Source organism: Bacillus cereus group sp. N8 (genome assembly GCF_016483685.1).
GTDB lineage: Bacteria > Bacillota > Bacilli > Bacillales > Bacillaceae_G > Bacillus_A > Bacillus_A proteolyticus.
The window spans coordinates 17,082-37,423 of record NZ_JAEHBK010000018.1; the positions used below are offsets into that span (position 1 = coordinate 17,082).

Below are 20,342 nucleotides of genomic sequence, written 5' to 3' on the forward strand. Positions count from 1 at the left end.
TGAAACCCGTTAGGGTTTATTTGATGTGCCTACTTTTATGCTATCTATAAAAGATAATAAAAGACTACGTGAAAAAACCACATTTTGTATAAAAGGATACCTTAAGTTGATGGATGTGGGGTTCCGCCACATATCCATCAAGCTAATATTTTGATGTCCCCCAAAACAAAAATTTTATCTCTTCACAGTTAGTTGTCTATGAGAATTGAGTTCATTATTTTGTTTTTGGATATTTGCTTTTCTTAGCTTGATGGCAATGCGGTTCTACCCCTAATAAATGTTACAAAAATCTTTCAAATAGCTCTAACTTGCACAATGCTTCCCGTTAATATAATACGCTGATTCTGTGAAAACCGTAAATACAACCTCTACTTCTGGAAGTCCAAAAGCCATTACATATGTAGTAATGGCCTTGGCAAATCGATCACGAATTTCCTGTCCACGCTCGAACCATTTCACTTCAATAAGAGGAAATGCTTCTATTTCTTCTCCATTGAATACAAACGTAGAACTTGGTAGTTCCAACGTAAAATTATCCGTACCACACTCACAAATTTCTGCGAGCTCTTCTACTAATGGCTTGCTTATGCGTTTTAATTGTTCAGTAGTAATTCCACGAAACACAACATGCGGCATGTGAATCCCTCCGTTAGATAGCTTTATATTTGCTCACATCATAACACAATTTATTTTGCTTCACTAACATCTATTGGTACATTTCAATGACATTCTTAAGAATAATCATATGTTATTGAAGCAATACATGTATTGTAACTATTTAAAACATTTGCGAGCTCGGTAATTGGGTAAATAAAAAAAGCCTTATCATTCTCCCTGTAAGGAGGCATGAGGGGAGGCCTCTATTAGGAAAGGGATGGTGCGCTTATATATTTTTTTAAAAAAAGACACCCTAAGGTGCCTTCCTCCGACTTGATAACCACTTTAATTTTAAAAACATTGGATTCCCATCCGAATACTATTTTACCACGTTAAGTAATGTTGGTCATTGAGAAAGTCAAATACGTAGCGTTCATATATAGTGACCCCTAGGAGCATGCAAGATTTAATACAGTTTTTTTGTTGATCCAACAATAAAAAAGAACCCTGAAACCGTGCCAGGATAGGAATGTATAAAAAAATGCATAGGTCGATAGAACAAAGAAAGGAGGTTCCCTTGTAAGGGGAAGATTCCTCCTTGTCCTTGCTACTGGTAATAGGACGTTATGTAAACTTGACATGTATAAAATATACAGGGTTCTTTATTCAACTGATGGAGCAAATTAGTTGAACACGACATTTCAAAAACAGTATGATTATGGAGGATGGAATATTAAGGGATTTGGAAAAAGTGGAAATTTAAAAATCAAATTTGTAAATAGAATGGATGATACTATGAATGAAAACAGAATAAAAATACTCGCTATTTCAGGAAGTCTACGGAAGAATTCCTCTAATACAAACGCTTTATATGCTATTTCTAATCTGAAATCGGAAAATTTTGATTTTCAATTTTATGAAGGATTGGAACATCTCCCATACTTTAGTCCTGAAGCAGATACAGATGATCCTCCTGCTTCAGTTAAGAACTTACGTGAACAACTTAAACTAGCTGATGGTGTAATAATTTGTACCCCTGAGTATGCGAGGGGAGTTCCAGGAGTTCTAAAAAATGCTCTTGATTGGGTTGTATCATCGGGAGAATTTATGAATAAACCAGTAGCTGTTATTAGTGCTTCTTCACGTATTACAGGTGGAGATAAAGCACACGAATCAATAATGCTCACATTACAAATGATTGAAGCAAATATCCCAAAAGAAAGCACTTTACAAATTGGTGTCGTAGGAACCAAGATTAATAGTAAAGCAGAAATCCTAGATCCTACAACGAGAGAACAATTAAAATCAGTGCTTAATTCCCTTATTTCATCTATCTAATGTTAAGCAAAACACATGTATTTACTTCCGATAACACTTGATTATGTGAACATAAGAGCCCTCCAGATCAATTAAACTGGAGGGCTTTTGATAGTCTCTAAAATACATTGACTCCCGATAATGAGACATTATGTTAACCGAGCATGTATAGGATATACATTTTCCTTTTATATCTTTAAATATGCTAGAATGGAATAAAAAGGATGGGAAAATATGACACAGTTATGGGGATCTTTTGGATATGCAGTTCCCCTGTTTTTAATTGCAATCGTTATTGTATGTACAATTGCAATTATAGTAGTAAAAAAGAAGGGGAATGAAACAGTTTTACATAAAAACACAATCATTATGAACATAATTTTTGCTCTCTCGATAATTGCTATTTTACTGATTACTGTTACACCAAAACATACAGGAATAGAACAAATAAGAATAGTAAACTTAATCCCTTTTATTGGTATGTATAAGTTAATGACCAATTATGTCGATATTATGGTTCCTATCAAAAATATACTGTTTAACATACTCCTATTTATGCCATTCGGCTTCACCTTGTTATGGAAAAGTCACACAAAACTTTCTATCTATCAAGTAATAATGATAGGCTTTTTATTTTCTCTGCTAATTGAATTTATCCAATATGCCTTTCCGTCAGGACGTTCATCAGATATAGAGTAATATTGAACACTGTTGGAACATTATTGGGATGTTTATTCTGGAACCTGATTAATATGTTATTTCCAAAGCTTTTAAAAACATCGAATGCGAATGCTAATATACAAAATAACTTCCAATAACGATAATTATGTAAATGAGCTGTCCATATGGGAAGCTCATTGTATTTTTTGCTTATTATTTATTCTCTAACATCTCATAAAGACGCTTGTACATATCTTTATATCCTTTAGAATGTCGATTTGTTAGATTGGTATCTACATAGTTTTCAACAAGCATATCAATGATGTTGTTAATTGATGTTTTATCCATACCTTCTTGTTCTTGTATAAATGGTTTAAGGGTATTTAGCTTTAGCAAAACAGCTGGTGAAATTTTAGCTGTTTTAGATGGAACTAAACGTTGATCTGGTTTTTCAGGAGCAGGTATTTTTCCTTTATTAATGATAGGAGTCATAACCTTTTTCTTAACAGGCTCATTATTACGGCCAAAATCGTTTGTTCCTTTTATCTCCACACCTTTGTCATTTAAATTGACCTTAGTAAGCATGACGGCATGACGTTAGAAAAGGCAGCGAAGATGATTGCACAGCAAATAGAAAAAGTTAATCCGAATCTGATTAAAGAAGAAACTGAGGAAATGAATTTAATACCATTCCACATTCAAGAACAGCTCCAGCAACAGTACAGCGTTATGGCACAAGAAATGAATCAAAGTATGTTAGCGATGGAGCAGAGGTTGAGTGAACAGGCAAAGCAACGAGGAAATTAAAGTGAGTATAGAGCAGCATAATGAACGAGTGGAAAAACGACTGGAAGCGTGGGATGAGACGTTGATGAAGACACTACGTGAGATGCAGGAATCTCGGGATGAAGTTGCTGCAGCGAAAGAGAAGAAGAAGCCGTGGTGGAGGTTCTGATGAAAGTAATGTAACTATCCATCGTTTAACTGATGATCAAACGCAAACACGTCTGAAAAATCAAGCAATACGTGAAAAGAAGAAAGGCATTGTCATGAAGGATAAAAGTAAACGTTTAATGGGCATGAATGTATATATCACGAATACGTCGCTAGAAGAAGTACCGACAAACTACGTGCATTCATTATATTCACTTCGTTGGCAGATTGAAATTTTGTTTAAAACGTGGAAGTCATTCTTTGAAATTGATGAATGCAAAAATATAAAAAGAGAACGCCTAGAGTGCCATTTATATGGACAACTCATCAGCATTCTCCTCTGTTCTTCTACGATGTTTCAAATGCGTCAGTTTCTGCTTGAAAAGAAAAAACAGGAACTGAGTGAATACAAAGCGATTTATATAATTAAAGATTACTTTCCGTTACTGTTTCAAACGATAGCTTTTGGCACAGAAGAACTTTTGAAAATTCTGCATCGCCTTTATCAACTGCTCAAAAAGAACGGTCGTAAATGTCATAGGCATAAGAAGATGACCGTCTTTGATATTCTAGGGATTGTGTATAAAACGACATTGAAGCATAGACAAGCTGCCTAGCGAAAAAATCGCGTTTTAATAGGCTTCTTTAGCATGCCTACTTTTTTATCACTTGCTAGTTTTGAAACAAGGATCATTTCTTACCTAGTAAATTACTTGGTTGACTTGATGGGCATGGGGTACCGTCAGGAAAATGCGGATTTACAACGCTAATCCTATTTCCCTGACGATTCTCCCGTTTTTAACAACGTTAAGAAAGTTTCAGTGGTCTTAAAGAATCTAATGAGATCACTTTCTCCGAATTAAAATGGTATGCCCCTAGCAAATTAATATGTTCCCAGCCAAAAGGTGACATATGGTGCAATAAGTCTTCATTAAAACTACCTGTCGGCTTTTGAAACCGGGATACCGAAGAACGGCTAATTGAACGGCGAACCCTAAACGTTTTTTCTTCTCTACTTCGTTTATTTATAATTTCTAAATCTCGTTTGGAAAAAGTGTAGTAGGTTCCTAGCACCCACTCTTCTTCAGGAATTTGCATAAGAGCCTGCCGCTGTTTTGGTGTAAGCAAGTCTCTACTTCTAGCAATTTTCATTCAGTATCATCTCATTTATGTGATCATTCAGTTAATTAGTTCGATTATATATCAATAGAGTGTAATCTATTGATACAAGTATAGGAGACTGATAAAATCATAGTTAAGAGCGTCTCATAAGACTTGTCTCAAAAATGAGGTGATATTTTGCGGAAAATCGGTTATATACGTGTCAGTTCAACTAGCCAGAATCCTTCAAGGCAATTTCAGCAACTGAACGAAATCGGAATGGATATTATTTTTGAAGAAAAAGTTTCCGGAGCAACAAAAGATCGTGAGCAACTTCAAAAAATGTTAGAGGATATACAAGAAGGTGACATCATTTATGTTACGGACTTAACTCGGATTACTCGTAGTACACAAGATTTATTTGAATTAATCGATAACATACGGAGTAAAAAGGCAAATTTAAAATCCTTAAAAGATACATGGCTAGATTTATCAGAAGATAATCCCTACAGCCAATTCTTAATTACAGTTATGGCGGGTGTAAACCAATTAGAACGTGATCTTATCCGTATGCGGCAGCGTGAAGGAATTGAACGCTAAGAAAGAAGGAAAGTTTAAAGGTCGGTTAAAGAAGTACCATAAAAATCATGCAGGAATGAATTAGGCAGTAAAGCTTTATAAGGAAGGAGAAATGACTGTAAATCAAATTTGTGAAATTACAAATGTGTCTAGGGCCTCATTATATAGAAAGCTATCGGAAAGGAACAGTTGATGAGTTATACCAAAAACCGGAAATGTATAATAGAAAAAATTCATATAGAGGTGGAATTATATGCCTAAAATTGACAATATGTTAGCAATTCTATGGATGCTTCGTTCAGGTGAAAAAATTACTGCGAAACAAATTTCAGAAAAGTTAGAGATGAATATAAGGACTGTGTATCGTTATATTGATACAATTTCAACAAGTGGTGTACCTATAATTTCAGAACCAGGACATAACGGTGGATACACTTTATTGAACAATTTTATTGAGGCTCCTCTTTTTTTTGATTTTGAGGAGCAAACTTCACTATTTCACGCTGCTGTTTTTGCAGAAGAAGCCGGATATTATGGAGGTGAAGCACTAAATAGGGCCATTTCAAAACTAAGTAAATACTCAAATCAAGAACAGGAAATAAAAATAAACCAACATTTAACTAGTCTTGAAGTAATAAGTCGATTAAGTTCACTCTCTATGAAACCTTTTTTGAAGGAATTGGAGCAGGCCGTAGCTGACGGGTACTCAGTAAAAATTCTTTACCATAAAAGTGGCGAAAAGCAATTAAATTATAGATTGGTCGATCCGTACAGAATTATCTATTGGAATAATAAGTGGTATGTGATTGGATTTTGTCATCTTAGGAATGATATCCGTAGTTTTAGAGTAGATCGAATTGAAAGTCAAATGCTAACCGAAAAAAAGTTTAACCGGCCAGAAAATTTTTCAGCACGTGACTTTTTTATAAAAAGTCTGCTTCCAACTATAGAAGATAAGGAAGGAATTATTCACTTGGTAATTACTGGGGATAAAAGTGTATTGGCTGATATTTGCCAACATTGGTTTTTAGGACATTATTTACAAGAACGGACTTCAAATCAAGCAGTTTTTCTTCTTGAAAAAGATATGATACATACATATGTACCTTATTTACTTTTACCATACAATAAATCTATTAAAGTTATTGAGCCAATAAGTCTTAAGAAAAGACTTATTGTAGTTCTGTCGGAATTAATAAAATTTCATCAAGTATGATAACTTCCCTGACGTTAACTGTCAGGGAAGTTATATTATAATAGCTCTATCAATTGTGATTGGAGTGTTATTCGATGCAAACAAAAAAAGCTTTTCTATATGTATTTAATACAATGTCGGACTGGGAATATGGATATTTAATTGCTGAACTAAACTCAGGAAGATATTTCAAAAAAGATTTAGCACCTTTAAAATTAATTACAGTAGGAGCTAATAAAGAAATGATTACTACTATGGGAGGACTGAGCATAAAACCAGATATTTCCCTTGATGAATGTATTCTTGAGAGTAAAGATCTTTTAATTTTACCAGGAGGGACTACTTGGAGTGAAGAAATACATCAACCTATCTTGGAAAGAATTGGCCAAGCTTTAAAGTTTGGCACTATTGTTGCTGCAATTTGTGGTGCAACAGAGGCCCTCGCGAATATGGGATACTTAGATACTAGAAAGCATACAAGTAATAATTTAGAATACACTAAAATGGTATGTCCTAACTATAAAGGAGAAAAGTTCTATGAGTTGGGATCAGCGGTATCTGATGCAAATTTAGTTACTGCATCAGGAATAGCTCCTCTGGAATTTGCAATGGAGGTACTGAAAAAAATAGATGTATTTACACCAGATGCATTACATTCATGGTATAACTTAAATAAGACTCATAAACCTGAATACTTCTTCCAGTTAATGAATTCAATAAATAAATGAAGTAACTGAAAAGCTCAATTTCTCTATTTTGATTTGTAGAGAAGTTGGGCTTTTTAATTTGGAATTTCATTACGATGAATCCATTTACTAAATGACGAGAAAATGACAAAACTGTAAGAATGCACGAATGTTTGTAAGAAAGTTCGATGTTTTCCTTATTCTTTTTTTATTAAAGTGAAAAAGAAGAAAGCGATGTCATAAGAGGTTGATATTTTTAGATGAGTACAATAACCAAAACTATTCATGTAATGAAGGCATATGGCAATCAGTAATACAACTTACTAAAAAGGAGGGATTTGAAAATGTCTTTTTCACAATTCAATATTGATATTTTCCGAGCAATTAATGATTTAGGTAAACAATATTCATTCCTAAACTCAACCATGGTATTTTTGGCAGAATATATGGTATATATTTTTGCTTTAATCATTTTAGCTTATTGGTTTACTGGGTCCAGAAAAAGTAGGATGATGGTTATGCAAGCGATGGTTGCTTTTGTAATTGCTGAGGTGATTGGAAAAATAGCAGGGAAATTTCATCTGAATTATCAACCATTTGCAGTATTACCTGATGTTAATAAACTTGTCGACCATACTGTAGATAATTCATTTCCTAGTGACCATACGATTCTCTTTTTTTCGATTTGTTTTTCATTTTGGCTTGTTCGTAAAAAGACTGGATGGTTATGGCTTATACTTGCATTTTGTGTAGCGATTTCTCGTATTTGGGTAGGGGTCCATTATCCTTTTGATGTTGCAATAGGGGCTTTAATAGGATGTGTTGCAGCATTATTTTCGTATTGGTTAGTACCGAAATTTTCTTTTATCAAGCAATTGCTTACTCTATATGAAAGAGTAGAGAAACATGTTTTACCATCCAAAAACAAATCAAAGGGATTTTGAGTATAACCCTTTCTCATCCTCATTATTATTCTACACAAGTTGAATGGGTTGATACATTCAATGCACCTATTTACATCCACGAAAACGAAAAATAATGGGTAGTACGTCCAAGTAACAAAATAATTTTTGGGTCGGGCGAGTCTTTTGAATTAACAAATGGCATTACTTTAAATCGTATTGGAGGTCATTTTAAAGGAGGAACTGTTTTACACTGGAAAGGTGGAAATCATAATAAAGGTATTTTGCTAACAGGTGATATCATTCAAGTGATTGCCGACTGTCAGTGGGTTAGTTTCATATACAGTTATCCAAATCTGATTCTACTTCCTGCTAGTAAAGTAAGAGAGATGGCGGATTAAAGTAAAAGGGCTACCATTCAACCGTATTTATAATGCTTTTCATCGAGTCGTGTCAGAGCATGCGGACCTTGCTGTTCAGAAGTCAGCAGATCGATACACAAAAGCACTGCAGGGAACACTTTTTAATACATGAGATGTTTCAATATTACTTGTAGATATCTTTTGGAAATTAAAATAAATAGATAAGTTTAGAGCATGTTATTATCATTTTTTAAAACATGCTCTTTGTACTTAAAGTAACACCAGTATTACTGACACGTACAAGTTATCAACAATCTTTATGTTGAAAGAATCTTAGCGTACGAATGTTGGTACTACCCCCTACTTAGTAATCTCACAATTTAAGGCATGTCATTGGGTAAGTTTTGGGAGTCCAATCGATTCTGAATAAAATTGATAGTATCAGTTGCAATTTTTTTACGTTTAAGAACAATCCCAGCATGCCCACATGTATAAATATATCGAGTAGGTCTTTCCCAGGATTCCCACAAATAGTCTGTATCCTCAGAATGCACATATAGGTCGTGCTTGCCTGAAATTAATAAAATATTTTCTTTTTTTACTTTTGGTAATGCTTGACTCGGTTCAGTGATTTTCCAATAAGCTTTTAAATCATCATACGTAACACCATGATGTTCCAAGTCTTCTCTAATAAATTTACCTGGATTTGTCTTCCAAATTGAATAAGAGAGTCGATTCGCGTAGAAAATGGATGCTAACACATCAATTTCTGGTTCAACAAGAGATGTTAAGTTAGTAATGACTCCACCTAAACTGATTCCTATTAAAATCAAGGGACCGTTTTTATTTACTTTAATCCATTTGATTAAAGTTCGTAAATCAGCTACCGCTTGTCTAGTTGCTTCTACAGTTCGTTCAACATTGGCACTTACCATGTACTCTCCACTGTATAGGGATTGGTTCGGTTTTCTGTCAAAATGATATGGTAAAGTGAAATAATACATATTCCACTTCAAGTTGGTCATATGGTCGTGGAATATTTTTTTTACACGTTCGTTAGAATCCATCCTCCAACCGTGAACAAAGATGACATGAGGTGCATCTTCATTTTTATGTAAGAATAATTCCCCAGTGACAGAGTCGTTGCGTGAATCACCAGATTGAACCGAGCTTTTATATTTGAATTGTCCAACCATGTATTCCTTGTCTTGTTTTAAATGCTTAATGTTAAAATGAATATGAGATGGTTTTACTTTATAAAAAAAATCTATGTCCTTTATATATAGTGAGGTGTTAGAAAGAGAAGTATACTGAAACTCTACACTTCTTTTTTTGTGCAAATCATACAAGGCGTATCGATCAATGAGTTTTGAAAAAATCAAATTAACCTCCTCCAAAATATATATTGTCTAAAAGATGGATAAAATTTATGCTGTAAATTAATTATAAAATATTCTCTTTTCCTAATAGTAGATGCTTGAATTATAAAACAGGTGAGGAATTTGTATATTATATTATAAAGTTATCAATAAAATAAAACTATAAATAATTTTTACTAAAATCTAAAAAGAAAGTTAATATTCTTATTCATAAAAGAGAACATTAACTTTCTTATTTTCGTATCAAAAGGTACACCTTTTGAAGTGAAGTAATTTATATGAAAGACAATGTGTCAATTTGTATATCTAATACAGTGATAGTTACCATAATTTTGAATCCTATAGTTAATTAACCTTACAATATACGTTTTTTTGGTATATAAATAGCTATATTCATTAGAGAAAGAGTTTTAATCCTTCATGAGAATCTTTAAAACCTAATTTCTTATAAAATTGTAAAGCCTCTTGTCGTTCTTTATCTGTTGTTAACTGTACTAAATGACATCCCCGTAATTTAGCACGTTGAATAGCCCATTTAATAAGTTTACTTCCTATACCTTTACCACGTTTTGATGAGGCTGTCCGTACACCTTCAATTGTAGCTCTCCAACCCCCTTGACGTGCAATGTAAGGCGTAAATGTAATTTGTTGAATACCAACAATCTCCGTCCCATCACACGCTACAATCAACTCGTTATTTGGATCACAATCAATAGCATGAAATGCTCTTATATAACTATCAGGGAGTGGCGTTTCATAGCGCTCTCTTTTATTTCCTAAAACATCATCAGCAAGCATTTTTACAATTTCATCTAAATCATCGGCCGTTGCAATCCTAAATGTTATAGTTTCTGTCACTATTAAAAAACCTCCTTAATATATGCACTTGTTACTTTTATTTTACTTGTTTAAATACAATAGGTTAAATTATAAAATATTATGAGTCTCTATAACTTTTTCTTATAGATAGCATAAAAGCCTAACTTATAAAATTATAAGTTAGGCTTTTTAACACCATATTATTATTAGAAAATCCGACCAACTTCAATAAAACTCCATATTCTTTAATGAATTTTCATATTTAACAAGCACACATATAACCATCCAAATAGGGTGGTTTTTATTTGTTGTATAGAAATTACGTAATAAGCATTGATTTATATGCTCTCATTCAATGAATTTTAACCTAACTCTAAGGACTGCCTCTTTATCAATATTCAAAAACGATTACGTTTTTGGATTGGTGTTCCGGTTTTTCTTGACCAGGTCATTGAATAACTACACATAAACTCCTTATATCTCTAGATAAACTACCGATTAGCTCCATATAGACTCTAGATAACCTATATAGAATACAAGTTATCAAGGAGGTAAGAAAAAATGAACTTTATGAAACGAGCAATTCTCAGTATGAAAAAAAGAGTAGGAACATCATTAATTTTGATGGCAGTCTTCCTAATTGTTACAAATTTAGTGTTGGCAGGATTCACAATCCAAAATGCATCAAAAAAAGCTGCTGATGCAGCAAGAAAAAAACTCGGTGCAGATGTTACTTTAATTCTTGATTTTGACAAATTAGGTCAACAAGCTAGGGAAACTGGAGAGATGCCTAATCCACCGAAGCTTAATACAAAAGAAGCAGATCAATTAGCGAAGTCAAAGTATGTAAAAGACTATAATTACATAACTAACACTCTCGGAATTTCTGACGGACTTAAACTAATAGGAGCTTCAGAAGGAGAAGAAGAAGGAAAAGGAAAAGCGGGAATGGCGGCTGTACGAGGCGGTTCAGGCTCCGGTACAGAAATAGATATGAATTCTTCTTTTATGATTGAGGGAGTTCGCAAAACTGCATTACAAGAAAGCTTTAAGAATGGAAAAAGTAAAATCATTGATGGGAAACCAATTACAGAACAGATGAAAGATCAGAATGTAGCTTTAATGGAAAAACGATTAGCGGAATTAAACAACTTGAAAGTAGGAGACAAAGTTAAAGTACAATCAGGGGATAAGAAGGAATCCCTCGAGGTTGAAATTATCGGTATTTACGAAACGAATGAGCAAGCAATGGGTCAACAAGCTCCTCCTATAATGGATCCAGCTAATAAACTATATATGCCGCATTCAACTATGAAAAAATTAGAAATAGATCAAGGTATAAGTAGCATTCAAGTCGTGTATTTCTTGAAAGATCCACAAAACATTGAAGCATTTAAAGAAGAAGCAAAAAAATCTGATATTGATTTTAATTATTATAAATTAGATGCACATGATTCGTTGTACAAACAAATGATTGGGCCTATCGAAAATATCTCATCTACTTCTCAAATGATTATTTATATTGTATCAATTGCAGGTGCGATTATTTTAGGGTTAATCATTATGTTATCGATTAAAGCACGTCGTAAGGAAATGGGGATTCTATTGTCCATTGGAGAGAAAAAGTGGAAACTGATGGCGCAGTTCGTAGTAGAAGTAGTATGTATCGCTATTTTAGCATTTGGATTATCCATAACAACAGGAGCAAAAATTTCTCAATTTATAGGGGATAATTTACTTTCGAGTGAAATTGCTACAGCAGGAGAAGAAACAAACACCCCACAAAATGGAACTGTAATGGTAGCTGGACCTGGTGGAACTGTACAAAATCAAAAAGAGGATCCAATTGATAAAATTAATGTAAGTGTAACAGGAGAAGATGTAGGGAAAATGGGGGGGATTGGACTAGCTATTGCTATATTAGCAACGCTTCTTCCAGCATTATCTATTCTACGCCTGAATCCAAAACAAATTCTTTTAAAAGATGAATAAGGAGGCTCGATATGGAGACGATTTTACAATTTAAAAACTTAGATTATTATTATGAAAGTAACGGAAAAAAAGTAGCGATACTAGACAATGTTAACTTTTCTTTTCAAAAAGGACATTTCTACACAATTCTAGGACCATCCGGATCTGGTAAAACCACTAATCTTAGCTTAGGTTGCGGGCTAGATATACCTAAAAATGGTTATGTACTGTTTAATGGAAAGGATATTCGAAAAATTGGTTTGGATCGGTACCGTAATCAAAATGTATCGGTAATTTTCCAATCTTATAATTTGATTACCTATATGACTGCTCTTCAAAATGTCTTAACAGCAATGGAAATTACAGGTGTTAAAGTGCAAAATAAAACGGCAAGGGCGTTAGAATTATTAGAGAAAGTAGGACTTACAGAAGTAGAAGCGAAACGAAATGTTCTGCAACTAAGTGGCGGGCAACAGCAGCGTGTTGCAATCGCTCGAGCATTATCTTGTAATGTTGATTTACTGATTGCGGATGAGCCGACAGGAAACCTCGACGAAGAAACGGCAATGGATATAATAGAACTGTTTCAAGAACTTGCACACAAAGAAAATAAATGTATTATTGTTGTGACGCACTCACAGGAAGTTGCTAAAAAATCAGACTGTGCAGTCTATTTAAGTAAGAAGAAGTTGGTAGTAAACGAAATTTAATATCACCCTAGTTTTTTAATTCACATAATTTTCGAAATCAGTTTCTTCAAATATTTATATTTGATATACAATATAACCAAGCCATAATCAAAATGGTCTCCCTGTATTGAATATTAAGATAGTTTGTTATTCCCTTTTTAACAATTTTTGAAAAAGAACTTGTAGTATATTCTACAGGTTCTTTTTGTTATGATCGGTTTACTATATCATTGAAGAATTGCATATAAAAAACGGGGCAGTATTTAGATGTATGATCTAAATACTGTCCCGTTTAATTATTTATCTGTAAAAAGGAACTAGCTTACATCTCATGTGATAGATTTTATAAATAAGAGCGTTTAATTGTCCATGGCTCTAAGCACTAACCATTTGGAATAAAGATGCAATGTATCAGTTATACTATGTAATATTTATTCATTACAAAATATGGTGGTATGTATGACTAAGCAAACAATTACTTTATTTCAAGTTTCTATGATACTCATTGGTAGTATTGGGATAATTAATCATGTCATTATGATTCCTATGTTATTAGATACCTCAGGTAGAGATTCGTGGATCTCTATCATATTAGTAAGCGTTATATACTTGATTTGGATTTCATTAATATTCATCATATATAGAAACATAAAAAATGAACACTTGTTTTCGTGGTTAAAAAATAATTTTGGGAAACTCAGTGTATATCCAATCATATTCATAGTTGTGATTTATTTAATAACAATTGGTGTCGTTGCACTAAAAGAAACATTAACCTTTTTCTCTTTTTATTTACCAGAAACACCTCACTTTGTATTAGGAATACTTTTTTCAATGATTTGTCTCTATAATGCTACAAGAGGAATTCAATCTATTGCACTTACAACAGGTGTTTTGTTACCTATTGTATTTCTACTTGGTTTTTTGTAATGTTTGCAAATGTTCCGCATAAAGATTATTCTTTACTTCAGCCAATGATGGAAAATGGAATGAAGCCAGTATTTAAGGGGATGGTTTATCCTGCAGCAGGATTTTTAGAGTTAATTTTTATTCTTTTCTTACAGCATCACATTTGTTCAAAAGTCAAATTATATCAACTGATTGCTTTGGGAATGGTTATTATTGGTATCACAATAGGCCCAGTTATGGCAGCTATTATAGAATTTGGACCTTTCGTAGCAGCAAACCAACGATATCCAGCATTTGAAGAATGGAGACTTGTGTCAATAGGAAGGTATATTGAAAATTTAGACTTTCTCTCCGTGTATCAGTGGCTTGTAGGGATATTTATTCGTCTATCACTTGTTGTTTTTCTTATACCAGATTTGTTATCAATTACAAATCGGAAAACGAGAAATGGGATTATGTTTGCAATACTTTCATGTATTTTATTAATAAGTATACTACCCATCAGTGACTCTAGTTTCTATTGGTTTGTATCTCAAATTATTTTACCAGTTTCAGCTTTAGGGCTATTTTTGTTTTCTATCTTACTAATAGTGTTTGTATGGGTTGCTAAATTTAAGAAAAGCTCTTAAAAGAGTATGAAGATGTATTTTATATAAGGTTGCTGAGTTTGAAGGAGACAACGTAGATGAACAAACGAGTAGAATTAAACGAGAAGATAATTCTAGAATGGTTTGAAGGATGCAACGATGTAAAAATAATAAAGCGTGAATTGGATGAGAAAGAAAAAAAGAGATCAGTATTGTTTATGTATTGTCAAAACTTAATTGACAATACAAAATTAAAACAAGCCACATCATCCCATGTCTGCAAAGAGCTTTCAAGTAATTCGACAGAAGAGTTTAACCTCTCAACATTAATTCCCCAGTTATCAGTACAGAAATTAGATATGGTAAATTCGAATGAAACTATCTCTCAGATTATATTTGAAGGTAACCTCCTTATTATTTTTGAAGAATCTAAACATGGATATATAGTTGATATTGCTCAAATACCTACCAGATCGGTTGAACAAACAAATACAGAGATGACCATTCGTGGTGGACGTGATGGATTTGTTGAAGAGTTAAACACAAATATAGGATTAATTAGAAAAAGACTAAAAACGAGTTCTCTTAGTTATGAAGAATTTATTATTGGAGAAAGAACACAAACTAAAGTAGCACTCCTGTATTTAAAAGATGTCGCATCCCAAGATATCATTAATCAAGTTCGATTAAAATTAAGACAAATTAAAATGGACGGGGTTGTTTCAAGTGCACAAATTGAAGAGTTAATCACAAACAATCAATTTAGTGTATTTCCTTTAGTTGAATATACAGGGCGCCCTGATTATGCTGTGAATTGTTTGCTATATGGGCGTTTTATTTTACTAGTTGAAGGGTCACCAACAGCGACAATTGCACCAGTTACATTTCCTTTTTTTGTGAATACATCTGAAGATCAAGATCTTTTCTACATATTCGGTAGCTTTGTACGACTTGTAAGTCTTTTGGGGATAGCAATTTCTATATTTCTTCCAGGAATTTGGATAGCACTAATTACATATCATCCAGATCAGATTCCCTATACGTTGCTAGCTACATTAAGCTTATCAAGAGAAGGGATTCCTTTTCCAGCTCCTTTAGAAGGGCTAATTATGATGACCTTATTTGAAATTTTGAGACAAGCAGGATTGCGTGTTCCTGCCGTATTTGGTCAAACATTATCTGTTGTAGGGGGATTAATTATTGGACAAGCTGCTATTAGTGCAGGAATTGTTTCAGCATCTATGGTCATTATAATAGCAATCTCGGTTGTTTCGACATTTGCTTTAACTAATCAGTCAGTAACAGGAATAATAAGTATATTGCGGTATGTAGTATTCTTAGTATCTTCTTTATTAGGCATAGTAGGATTTATCTTTTGTGTCCTTGTGATGGTGATACATGTAGTAAATTTACGCTCTTTTGGAGTTCCGTTCTTTACACCATATTCACCCCCTGTGTTTAAAAGTATGCTAGCAGCCACATTTAGACTTCCTTTCACGTATATGAAAAAAAGACCTAAAGAATTGCATACGCAAGATAATACAAGGAAAAGAGAGAGTACCGATGAAGAAAAATAAAAGAATAGTTATATTTCTTTTTATAATGTGTACGTTTCTAACAGGGTGTTGGGATCAAAGAGAGTTGCATCACGTTTTGTATATAAATAGTCTAAGTATCGATTTTAAAGATAATAACTATATCATCCGTCCGCAATTTATTAATTTTTCTAACATAGCTAAACAAGAAGGGAGCACTACCCGTAATTATAGTCAGGCCTATATTGGAAAGGGAAAAGGCCCTATTTTAGATGATGCAGCATTTGATTTTTATAAGGGTGCTCAACAAGAAATCTCATGGGAGCATCTCAAAACAATTGTTGTAACAGAGAGATTTCTAAAACATGGTGACTTAAATCAATTTAATGATTTTTTTTCTCGTTTTTTTCAATTTCGAGATACTATGTGGATATTTGGAACTAAAGAACCTTTAGAAAATATATTAGCGAACAATAACATATTAAATATTTCTCAATTATATACAATCATTAATTTACCAAAAGAGATAACCAAGCAATATACAATAATAGATCCTTTACCTTTATATAAATTCCAAAGAAATTATTATGAACCTGGGATGACAACTCGCATTCCTTTCTTAGCTACGACTAAAACATATTGGAAAAAAGGGCATACATCATTTCCAATGTTAAAATTTAGTGGTTATGGTTTTATAAACGATAAATCCTATATAAATCATTTAAACAACCATGATATTGCTGGGGTTCGATGGACGGATGAAAATACTAAACGAGCTCCATTACTATTAAAATTTAACAAGAAAATCATTGGACATATAGTATTAAAAAATCCAAAGATAGATACAAAGCATTTTATTAAAAATGGAAAGTTACGCATGCTTATGAACATCCATTTTGATGCTGATATTTTTCAATTAATAAATTCTATGCCTGTAAATGATATTAAAAAAATTGCAGAGGCCCAAGTTGAAAAAGAAATTAAAAAAACGTACCGAAAAGGAATCGAAAGAGGGATTGACACGTATCAGTTATCACATTCCTTATATCGGCAGAATTCTAAATTGTGGAAACAATATAAAAAAGAGGGGGGAATATCCCTTCAAAATAAAGAATTAGATTTAAATGTCTCGATTAATATAGCTACAAATGGAAAATCTAAAAATATGCGTAATATGATTGAGCATTAGAATGGTTGAAGATGAAAGGAAACGTAAAATATTAACTCTAAATAGGAGATTCGAACGTGAAAGACCACTACGATGTGGTGGCGTCTTCTTTAGGAATGGGATGAGAGTTCGATTAGGAGCAGAAGGAGGCCTTTGCCTCCTTCGTTGCCTGAAAACACGCTTACATTTCTTAGCATTTAGATAAGTACAAGTCTAACTATATGTGCCGTAAAGCAGGAGTAGCTTAAATTCATTACTATGATTTATTCGTTACTTTTAAAGAATCTAACACTATTTTAGTTGCATTTGCAATAAGTTTATCATCGTATTTCGCATCTTCTTTCGCATGATTAGAAAGTATCGCAAGAATAATTGGCTTTTTATTTGGTGGCCAAATGATTGCAATATCATTCCTTGTTCCATAAGACCCAGAGCCAGTCTTATCGGCTACTTCCCATTCTCCTGGAACTCCAGCACGAATTAAGTTGTCCCCCGTAGTATTTCTTTTCATCAAATCTATTAAAAAGTTCCGTTTCTCAATGGAAAGTATATCCCCTAGCGCGTATGCTTGAAGACTAGTAGCTAATGCCTTTGGGGTACTAGTATCACGAGTGTCTCCTGGCTGCACTTCGTTTAATTCTGGTTCAAAACGTTCAGGATTTGTGACAGTATCTCCTATGTCTCTCAGTGATTTTTTGAATTCACTTGGCCCACCTAATTGTTTAAGAATAAGATTTTGTGCAGTATTATCACTATATCGAATGGAAGCATCCGCAAGCTCTTTCAGAGTCATACCTGTATCTACATATTTTTCAGTAATTGGATTGTAATTCACAAGATCTTTGCTAGTATACTTAATTATTTGATCTAAATCTTCTATTGATTTCTTCTGTAACAGTGCTCCCACAGCAAGGGCTTTGTGGGTAGATGCGTATGCAAACCGTTCATCTGAACGATAAGTAACGGTTTGATTCGTACCTGTGTCCAATGCATAAATACCAAGCTTAGCATCATAATCTTTTTCAAGCTTAACAAAAGATTGATTACTTATATGCTCTTGTTTGGTTTGTTTAGGGGATTCGGATTGAATATTACTATTGGAACAGCCTATAAGCGTTACACATGAAAGTAATACTACAGGGAGCATCTTTTTATAATGTGCAATGTGAAAAAACTTCTTTGAAACTATCATACATTTTCAACCTCTTTCAAGAATATATGGATTTTGTATAGGTATTTTACATACCTATACAATTAACAAATGCACAGGATAGCACTCTTCATGTGTTTCTTGCATTACAAAATGAGAGAACTACCAAAAGCACCTTTTTTATATGTAATAGACAATCTAAGTAACGCATTTGTTCCATTTATGATTAAAGTTTTTAGTATATCCATTAACTTTGTTTTTAAGCATCGCAAAATCCATTTTTGAACTTCACTTAATTTAATATGGATTTAGATTGAGTTTTCCTTGTAACGGGAATTTCAATTGGATAGCGCATATATAACAACCTCGTTTCGGATAGAATAAGTAATAACAACTACTGATTTCATTTTAAGTGAGGTGTTATACGATACATACGCCAAAGCAAAAAAGACTTGTGGTGCAAAGTATAACTACATTTAGTCTACTAATAACGACTATCTTTACACCCATGCTTATTTACATTGTTTATGGATTACAGATTTCGAAAGGCTTTGAGGGATACTGGCCATCAATCTTGTTTTATACAACTTATATGACGGGTGTGTTTATCTGGATACCTATTGTGAATAGGGCTGGGATTCACCGCTCCTTATATTGGACTGTTTCTATTCTGATAGTATCATTACTTAGTGTTACTTTCTTTGGATGGAGTTCAAGATGGCTAGAAATAAGTGCGTTAGTTTCTAGTTTTGCAGTTAGTACAATTTCTACCATGACGAGTACTTTATTGTTTCTACATGTGGAAGGCGGGGGAAAGATTTATAATAAAAATCAACAAGCGATTATTATTGGTATCGTTTTTCTTTTACTAATAATCGTATTGTTAGCGATTAGTTTTCTATCGCCACCGCTGATAACATGCATATATGGGATTTGTTTAATCAGTATCCTTTTTGCTATAAAAAAAATGCCGAAAATAGAGTTAGCCAAAGGGCTTTTACCTTTCTCTATCGTATCGGTAGTAGGAAAGTTTCTTTTTGTCTCAATGCTTATTCTTTTGATACGAACAAGTCGTAACATAAATAATGAACAATATATTTTCTATTTTTTTCTACTTTCTATAGCGCTTATTTGTTTCATGTTTTTGAGTTTGTTGAAAGGAAAGTTTTTTCATAAACTTTCATCTTCTTTACCAATTCGCTTAAAGGCAGAATCATTTTTACTTGGATTAGGAAATGGATATTTATTTTTGATAGGTATTTTTTATAGTTTTACTTTCTATAACATGTTAACCTGTATTTTCATTTTAGTTGGACCATACCTATTAGGGATTTTGATGTCCATATTTTTAGATATCAAAGCTGCTAAGAAAGTTAATCCAATCCATTTGTTTTTAGTAAGTACTTTAATCATGATATTCGGGTCTTATTCTCCAATATTTATAGTCCTTAGCGTTACATTTGGGAGCTATGCCATTAATAGTATGTCTTCTCAAAATAATTTGAAAGTATATATGGTGGATGCTACACATAGAGAGCTTTCTTTACTCATTTACACAACATGGAGAAATATGGGGAATATATTTTTACAATTTTTTATATTGATTGTGATTGTGGGAGTAGGGGTCTTTTACAATGTCGAATGGTCGCAACTTTTCCAAACCATTGTTGGGAAGAGTCAAATGCAGATTGAAAGGTTATCCGTACAACGATTGATGTTTATGCTAGCAATTTGCTGTTGGCTTGGCATGGTGGGCTTAGGTATGTGGATTGGTAAAAAGGCTAATCCCAATATTGCTTAAAA

15 protein-coding genes and 6 pseudogenes are annotated in these 20,342 nt (G+C 33.2%); 15 read left to right on the top strand and 6 right to left on the bottom strand.

What is annotated here, in order from left to right:
* Nucleotides 1-303: 303 nt before the first annotated feature.
* Nucleotides 304-636 (bottom strand): DUF1904 family protein, encoded by a 333-nt coding sequence (locus tag JDS80_RS21615; protein WP_098079615.1) that lies wholly within the window; start codon nucleotides 634-636, stop codon nucleotides 304-306.
* 756 nt (nucleotides 637-1,392) lie between these two features.
* Here JDS80_RS21615 and JDS80_RS21620 point away from each other — a divergent pair.
* The gene (locus JDS80_RS21620; protein WP_199639952.1) at nucleotides 1,393-1,935 is read left to right on the top strand and encodes an NADPH-dependent FMN reductase; all 543 of its coding nucleotides are present in this window, start codon (nucleotides 1,393-1,395) and stop codon (nucleotides 1,933-1,935) included.
* Nucleotides 1,936-2,148: 213 nt separating this feature from the next.
* Nucleotides 2,149-2,613 (top strand): VanZ family protein, encoded by a 465-nt coding sequence (locus tag JDS80_RS21625; protein ID WP_242477405.1) that lies wholly within the window; start codon nucleotides 2,149-2,151, stop codon nucleotides 2,611-2,613.
* A gap of 174 nt (nucleotides 2,614-2,787) precedes the next feature.
* Here the strand turns inward: JDS80_RS21625 and JDS80_RS21630 are convergent, their stop codons facing one another.
* Nucleotides 2,788-3,159, bottom strand: a complete 372-nt coding sequence (locus JDS80_RS21630; protein WP_071746008.1) for a hypothetical protein — start codon at nucleotides 3,157-3,159, stop codon at nucleotides 2,788-2,790.
* Here JDS80_RS21630 and JDS80_RS21635 point away from each other — a divergent pair.
* Nucleotides 3,142-3,529 (top strand): annotated as a pseudogene (locus JDS80_RS21635) (DUF3967 domain-containing protein); the annotation flags it as partial. The gene JDS80_RS21630 and the pseudogene JDS80_RS21635 overlap by 18 nt on opposite strands.
* Nucleotides 3,530-3,533: 4 nt before the next feature.
* A pseudogene (locus tag JDS80_RS21640) lies at nucleotides 3,534-4,124 on the top strand (transposase); the annotation flags it as partial.
* Between the two features lie 336 nt (nucleotides 4,125-4,460).
* Here JDS80_RS21640 and JDS80_RS21645 read toward each other — a convergent pair.
* Nucleotides 4,461-4,659, bottom strand: a pseudogene (locus tag JDS80_RS21645) (DUF4158 domain-containing protein); the annotation flags it as partial.
* 147 nt (nucleotides 4,660-4,806) lie between these two features.
* Between JDS80_RS21645 and JDS80_RS21650 the strand changes: the two are divergent.
* The 5 genes and pseudogenes from JDS80_RS21650 to JDS80_RS31595 form a co-directional block, all read left to right on the top strand.
* Nucleotides 4,807-5,380, top strand: a pseudogene (locus JDS80_RS21650) (recombinase family protein).
* Between the two features lie 60 nt (nucleotides 5,381-5,440).
* The gene (locus JDS80_RS21655; RefSeq protein ID WP_199639933.1) at nucleotides 5,441-6,403 is read left to right on the top strand and encodes a helix-turn-helix transcriptional regulator; all 963 of its coding nucleotides are present in this window, start codon (nucleotides 5,441-5,443) and stop codon (nucleotides 6,401-6,403) included.
* Nucleotides 6,404-6,477: 74 nt separating this feature from the next.
* Entirely contained in the window at nucleotides 6,478-7,110 is a 633-nt protein-coding gene (locus tag JDS80_RS21660; protein ID WP_199639934.1) for a type 1 glutamine amidotransferase family protein, read from the top strand.
* 302 nt (nucleotides 7,111-7,412) lie between these two features.
* The gene (locus tag JDS80_RS21665; RefSeq protein WP_071746012.1) at nucleotides 7,413-8,012 is read left to right on the top strand and encodes an undecaprenyl-diphosphatase; all 600 of its coding nucleotides are present in this window, start codon (nucleotides 7,413-7,415) and stop codon (nucleotides 8,010-8,012) included.
* Nucleotides 8,012-8,504: pseudogene (locus JDS80_RS31595) on the top strand (MBL fold metallo-hydrolase); the annotation flags it as partial. The gene JDS80_RS21665 and the pseudogene JDS80_RS31595, both read left to right, overlap by 1 nt.
* Nucleotides 8,505-8,712: 208 nt before the next feature.
* Here the strand turns inward: JDS80_RS31595 and JDS80_RS21670 are convergent.
* On the bottom strand, nucleotides 8,713-9,714 hold the full coding sequence (locus JDS80_RS21670) for an alpha/beta hydrolase (RefSeq protein WP_071746013.1): 1,002 nt from the start codon (nucleotides 9,712-9,714) through the stop codon (nucleotides 8,713-8,715).
* A gap of 393 nt (nucleotides 9,715-10,107) precedes the next feature.
* A complete protein-coding gene (locus JDS80_RS21675; protein ID WP_016129523.1) occupies nucleotides 10,108-10,569 on the bottom strand; it encodes a GNAT family N-acetyltransferase in 462 nt (153 codons plus the stop codon).
* A 522-nt stretch (nucleotides 10,570-11,091) separates the two neighbouring features.
* On the opposite strand from JDS80_RS21675, the gene JDS80_RS21680 reads away from it, so the two are divergent.
* The 5 genes and pseudogenes from JDS80_RS21680 to gerXC all read left to right on the top strand — a co-directional run bounded on the left by JDS80_RS21680 (nucleotide 11,092) and on the right by gerXC (nucleotide 17,410).
* Complete coding sequence (locus tag JDS80_RS21680) at nucleotides 11,092-12,522, top strand: ABC transporter permease (RefSeq protein ID WP_071746014.1); 1,431 nt, start codon at nucleotides 11,092-11,094, stop codon at nucleotides 12,520-12,522.
* 11 nt (nucleotides 12,523-12,533) lie between these two features.
* A complete protein-coding gene (locus tag JDS80_RS21685) occupies nucleotides 12,534-13,211 on the top strand; it encodes an ABC transporter ATP-binding protein (RefSeq protein ID WP_199639935.1) in 678 nt (225 codons plus the stop codon).
* A 516-nt stretch (nucleotides 13,212-13,727) separates the two neighbouring features.
* Nucleotides 13,728-14,728: pseudogene (locus JDS80_RS21690) on the top strand (endospore germination permease).
* A 56-nt stretch (nucleotides 14,729-14,784) separates the two neighbouring features.
* A complete protein-coding gene (gene gerXA, locus JDS80_RS21695; RefSeq protein ID WP_071746016.1) occupies nucleotides 14,785-16,263 on the top strand; it encodes a spore germination protein GerXA in 1,479 nt (492 codons plus the stop codon).
* Nucleotides 16,250-17,410 (top strand): spore germination protein GerXC, encoded by a 1,161-nt coding sequence (gene gerXC, locus JDS80_RS21700; protein ID WP_199639936.1) that lies wholly within the window; start codon nucleotides 16,250-16,252, stop codon nucleotides 17,408-17,410. Before gerXA ends, gerXC begins: the two co-directional genes overlap by 14 nt.
* A gap of 235 nt (nucleotides 17,411-17,645) precedes the next feature.
* Here the strand turns inward: gerXC and bla are convergent, their stop codons facing one another.
* Complete coding sequence (gene bla, locus JDS80_RS21705; RefSeq protein ID WP_199639937.1) at nucleotides 17,646-18,581, bottom strand: class A beta-lactamase; 936 nt, start codon at nucleotides 18,579-18,581, stop codon at nucleotides 17,646-17,648.
* 466 nt (nucleotides 18,582-19,047) lie between these two features.
* Between bla and JDS80_RS21710 the strand changes: the two genes are divergently transcribed.
* Nucleotides 19,048-20,340, top strand: a complete 1,293-nt coding sequence (locus JDS80_RS21710) for a hypothetical protein (protein ID WP_071746272.1) — start codon at nucleotides 19,048-19,050, stop codon at nucleotides 20,338-20,340.
* Nucleotides 20,341-20,342 lie beyond the last annotated feature (2 nt).

Excerpts from the sequence above, each read along its gene's own strand:
- JDS80_RS21655 (WP_199639933.1), top strand. The coding sequence starts at position 5,441 with ATGCCTAAAATTGACAATATGTTAGCAATTCTATGGATGCTTCGTTCA.
- JDS80_RS21615 (WP_098079615.1), bottom strand. The coding sequence starts at position 636 with ATGCCGCATGTTGTGTTTCGTGGAATTACTACTGAACAATTAAAACGC.
- JDS80_RS21680 (WP_071746014.1), top strand. The coding sequence starts at position 11,092 with ATGAACTTTATGAAACGAGCAATTCTCAGTATGAAAAAAAGAGTAGGA.
- JDS80_RS21625 (WP_242477405.1), top strand. The coding sequence starts at position 2,149 with ATGACACAGTTATGGGGATCTTTTGGATATGCAGTTCCCCTGTTTTTA.
- JDS80_RS21685 (WP_199639935.1), top strand. The coding sequence starts at position 12,534 with ATGGAGACGATTTTACAATTTAAAAACTTAGATTATTATTATGAAAGT.
- gerXC (WP_199639936.1), top strand. The coding sequence starts at position 16,250 with ATGAAGAAAAATAAAAGAATAGTTATATTTCTTTTTATAATGTGTACG.
- JDS80_RS21620 (WP_199639952.1), top strand. The coding sequence starts at position 1,393 with ATGAATGAAAACAGAATAAAAATACTCGCTATTTCAGGAAGTCTACGG.
- JDS80_RS21710 (WP_071746272.1), top strand. The coding sequence starts at position 19,048 with ATGCTTATTTACATTGTTTATGGATTACAGATTTCGAAAGGCTTTGAG.
- JDS80_RS21660 (WP_199639934.1), top strand. The coding sequence starts at position 6,478 with ATGCAAACAAAAAAAGCTTTTCTATATGTATTTAATACAATGTCGGAC.
- bla (WP_199639937.1), bottom strand. The coding sequence starts at position 18,581 with ATGATAGTTTCAAAGAAGTTTTTTCACATTGCACATTATAAAAAGATG.
- JDS80_RS21665 (WP_071746012.1), top strand. The coding sequence starts at position 7,413 with ATGTCTTTTTCACAATTCAATATTGATATTTTCCGAGCAATTAATGAT.
- gerXA (WP_071746016.1), top strand. The coding sequence starts at position 14,785 with ATGAACAAACGAGTAGAATTAAACGAGAAGATAATTCTAGAATGGTTT.
- JDS80_RS21630 (WP_071746008.1), bottom strand. The coding sequence starts at position 3,159 with ATGCTTACTAAGGTCAATTTAAATGACAAAGGTGTGGAGATAAAAGGA.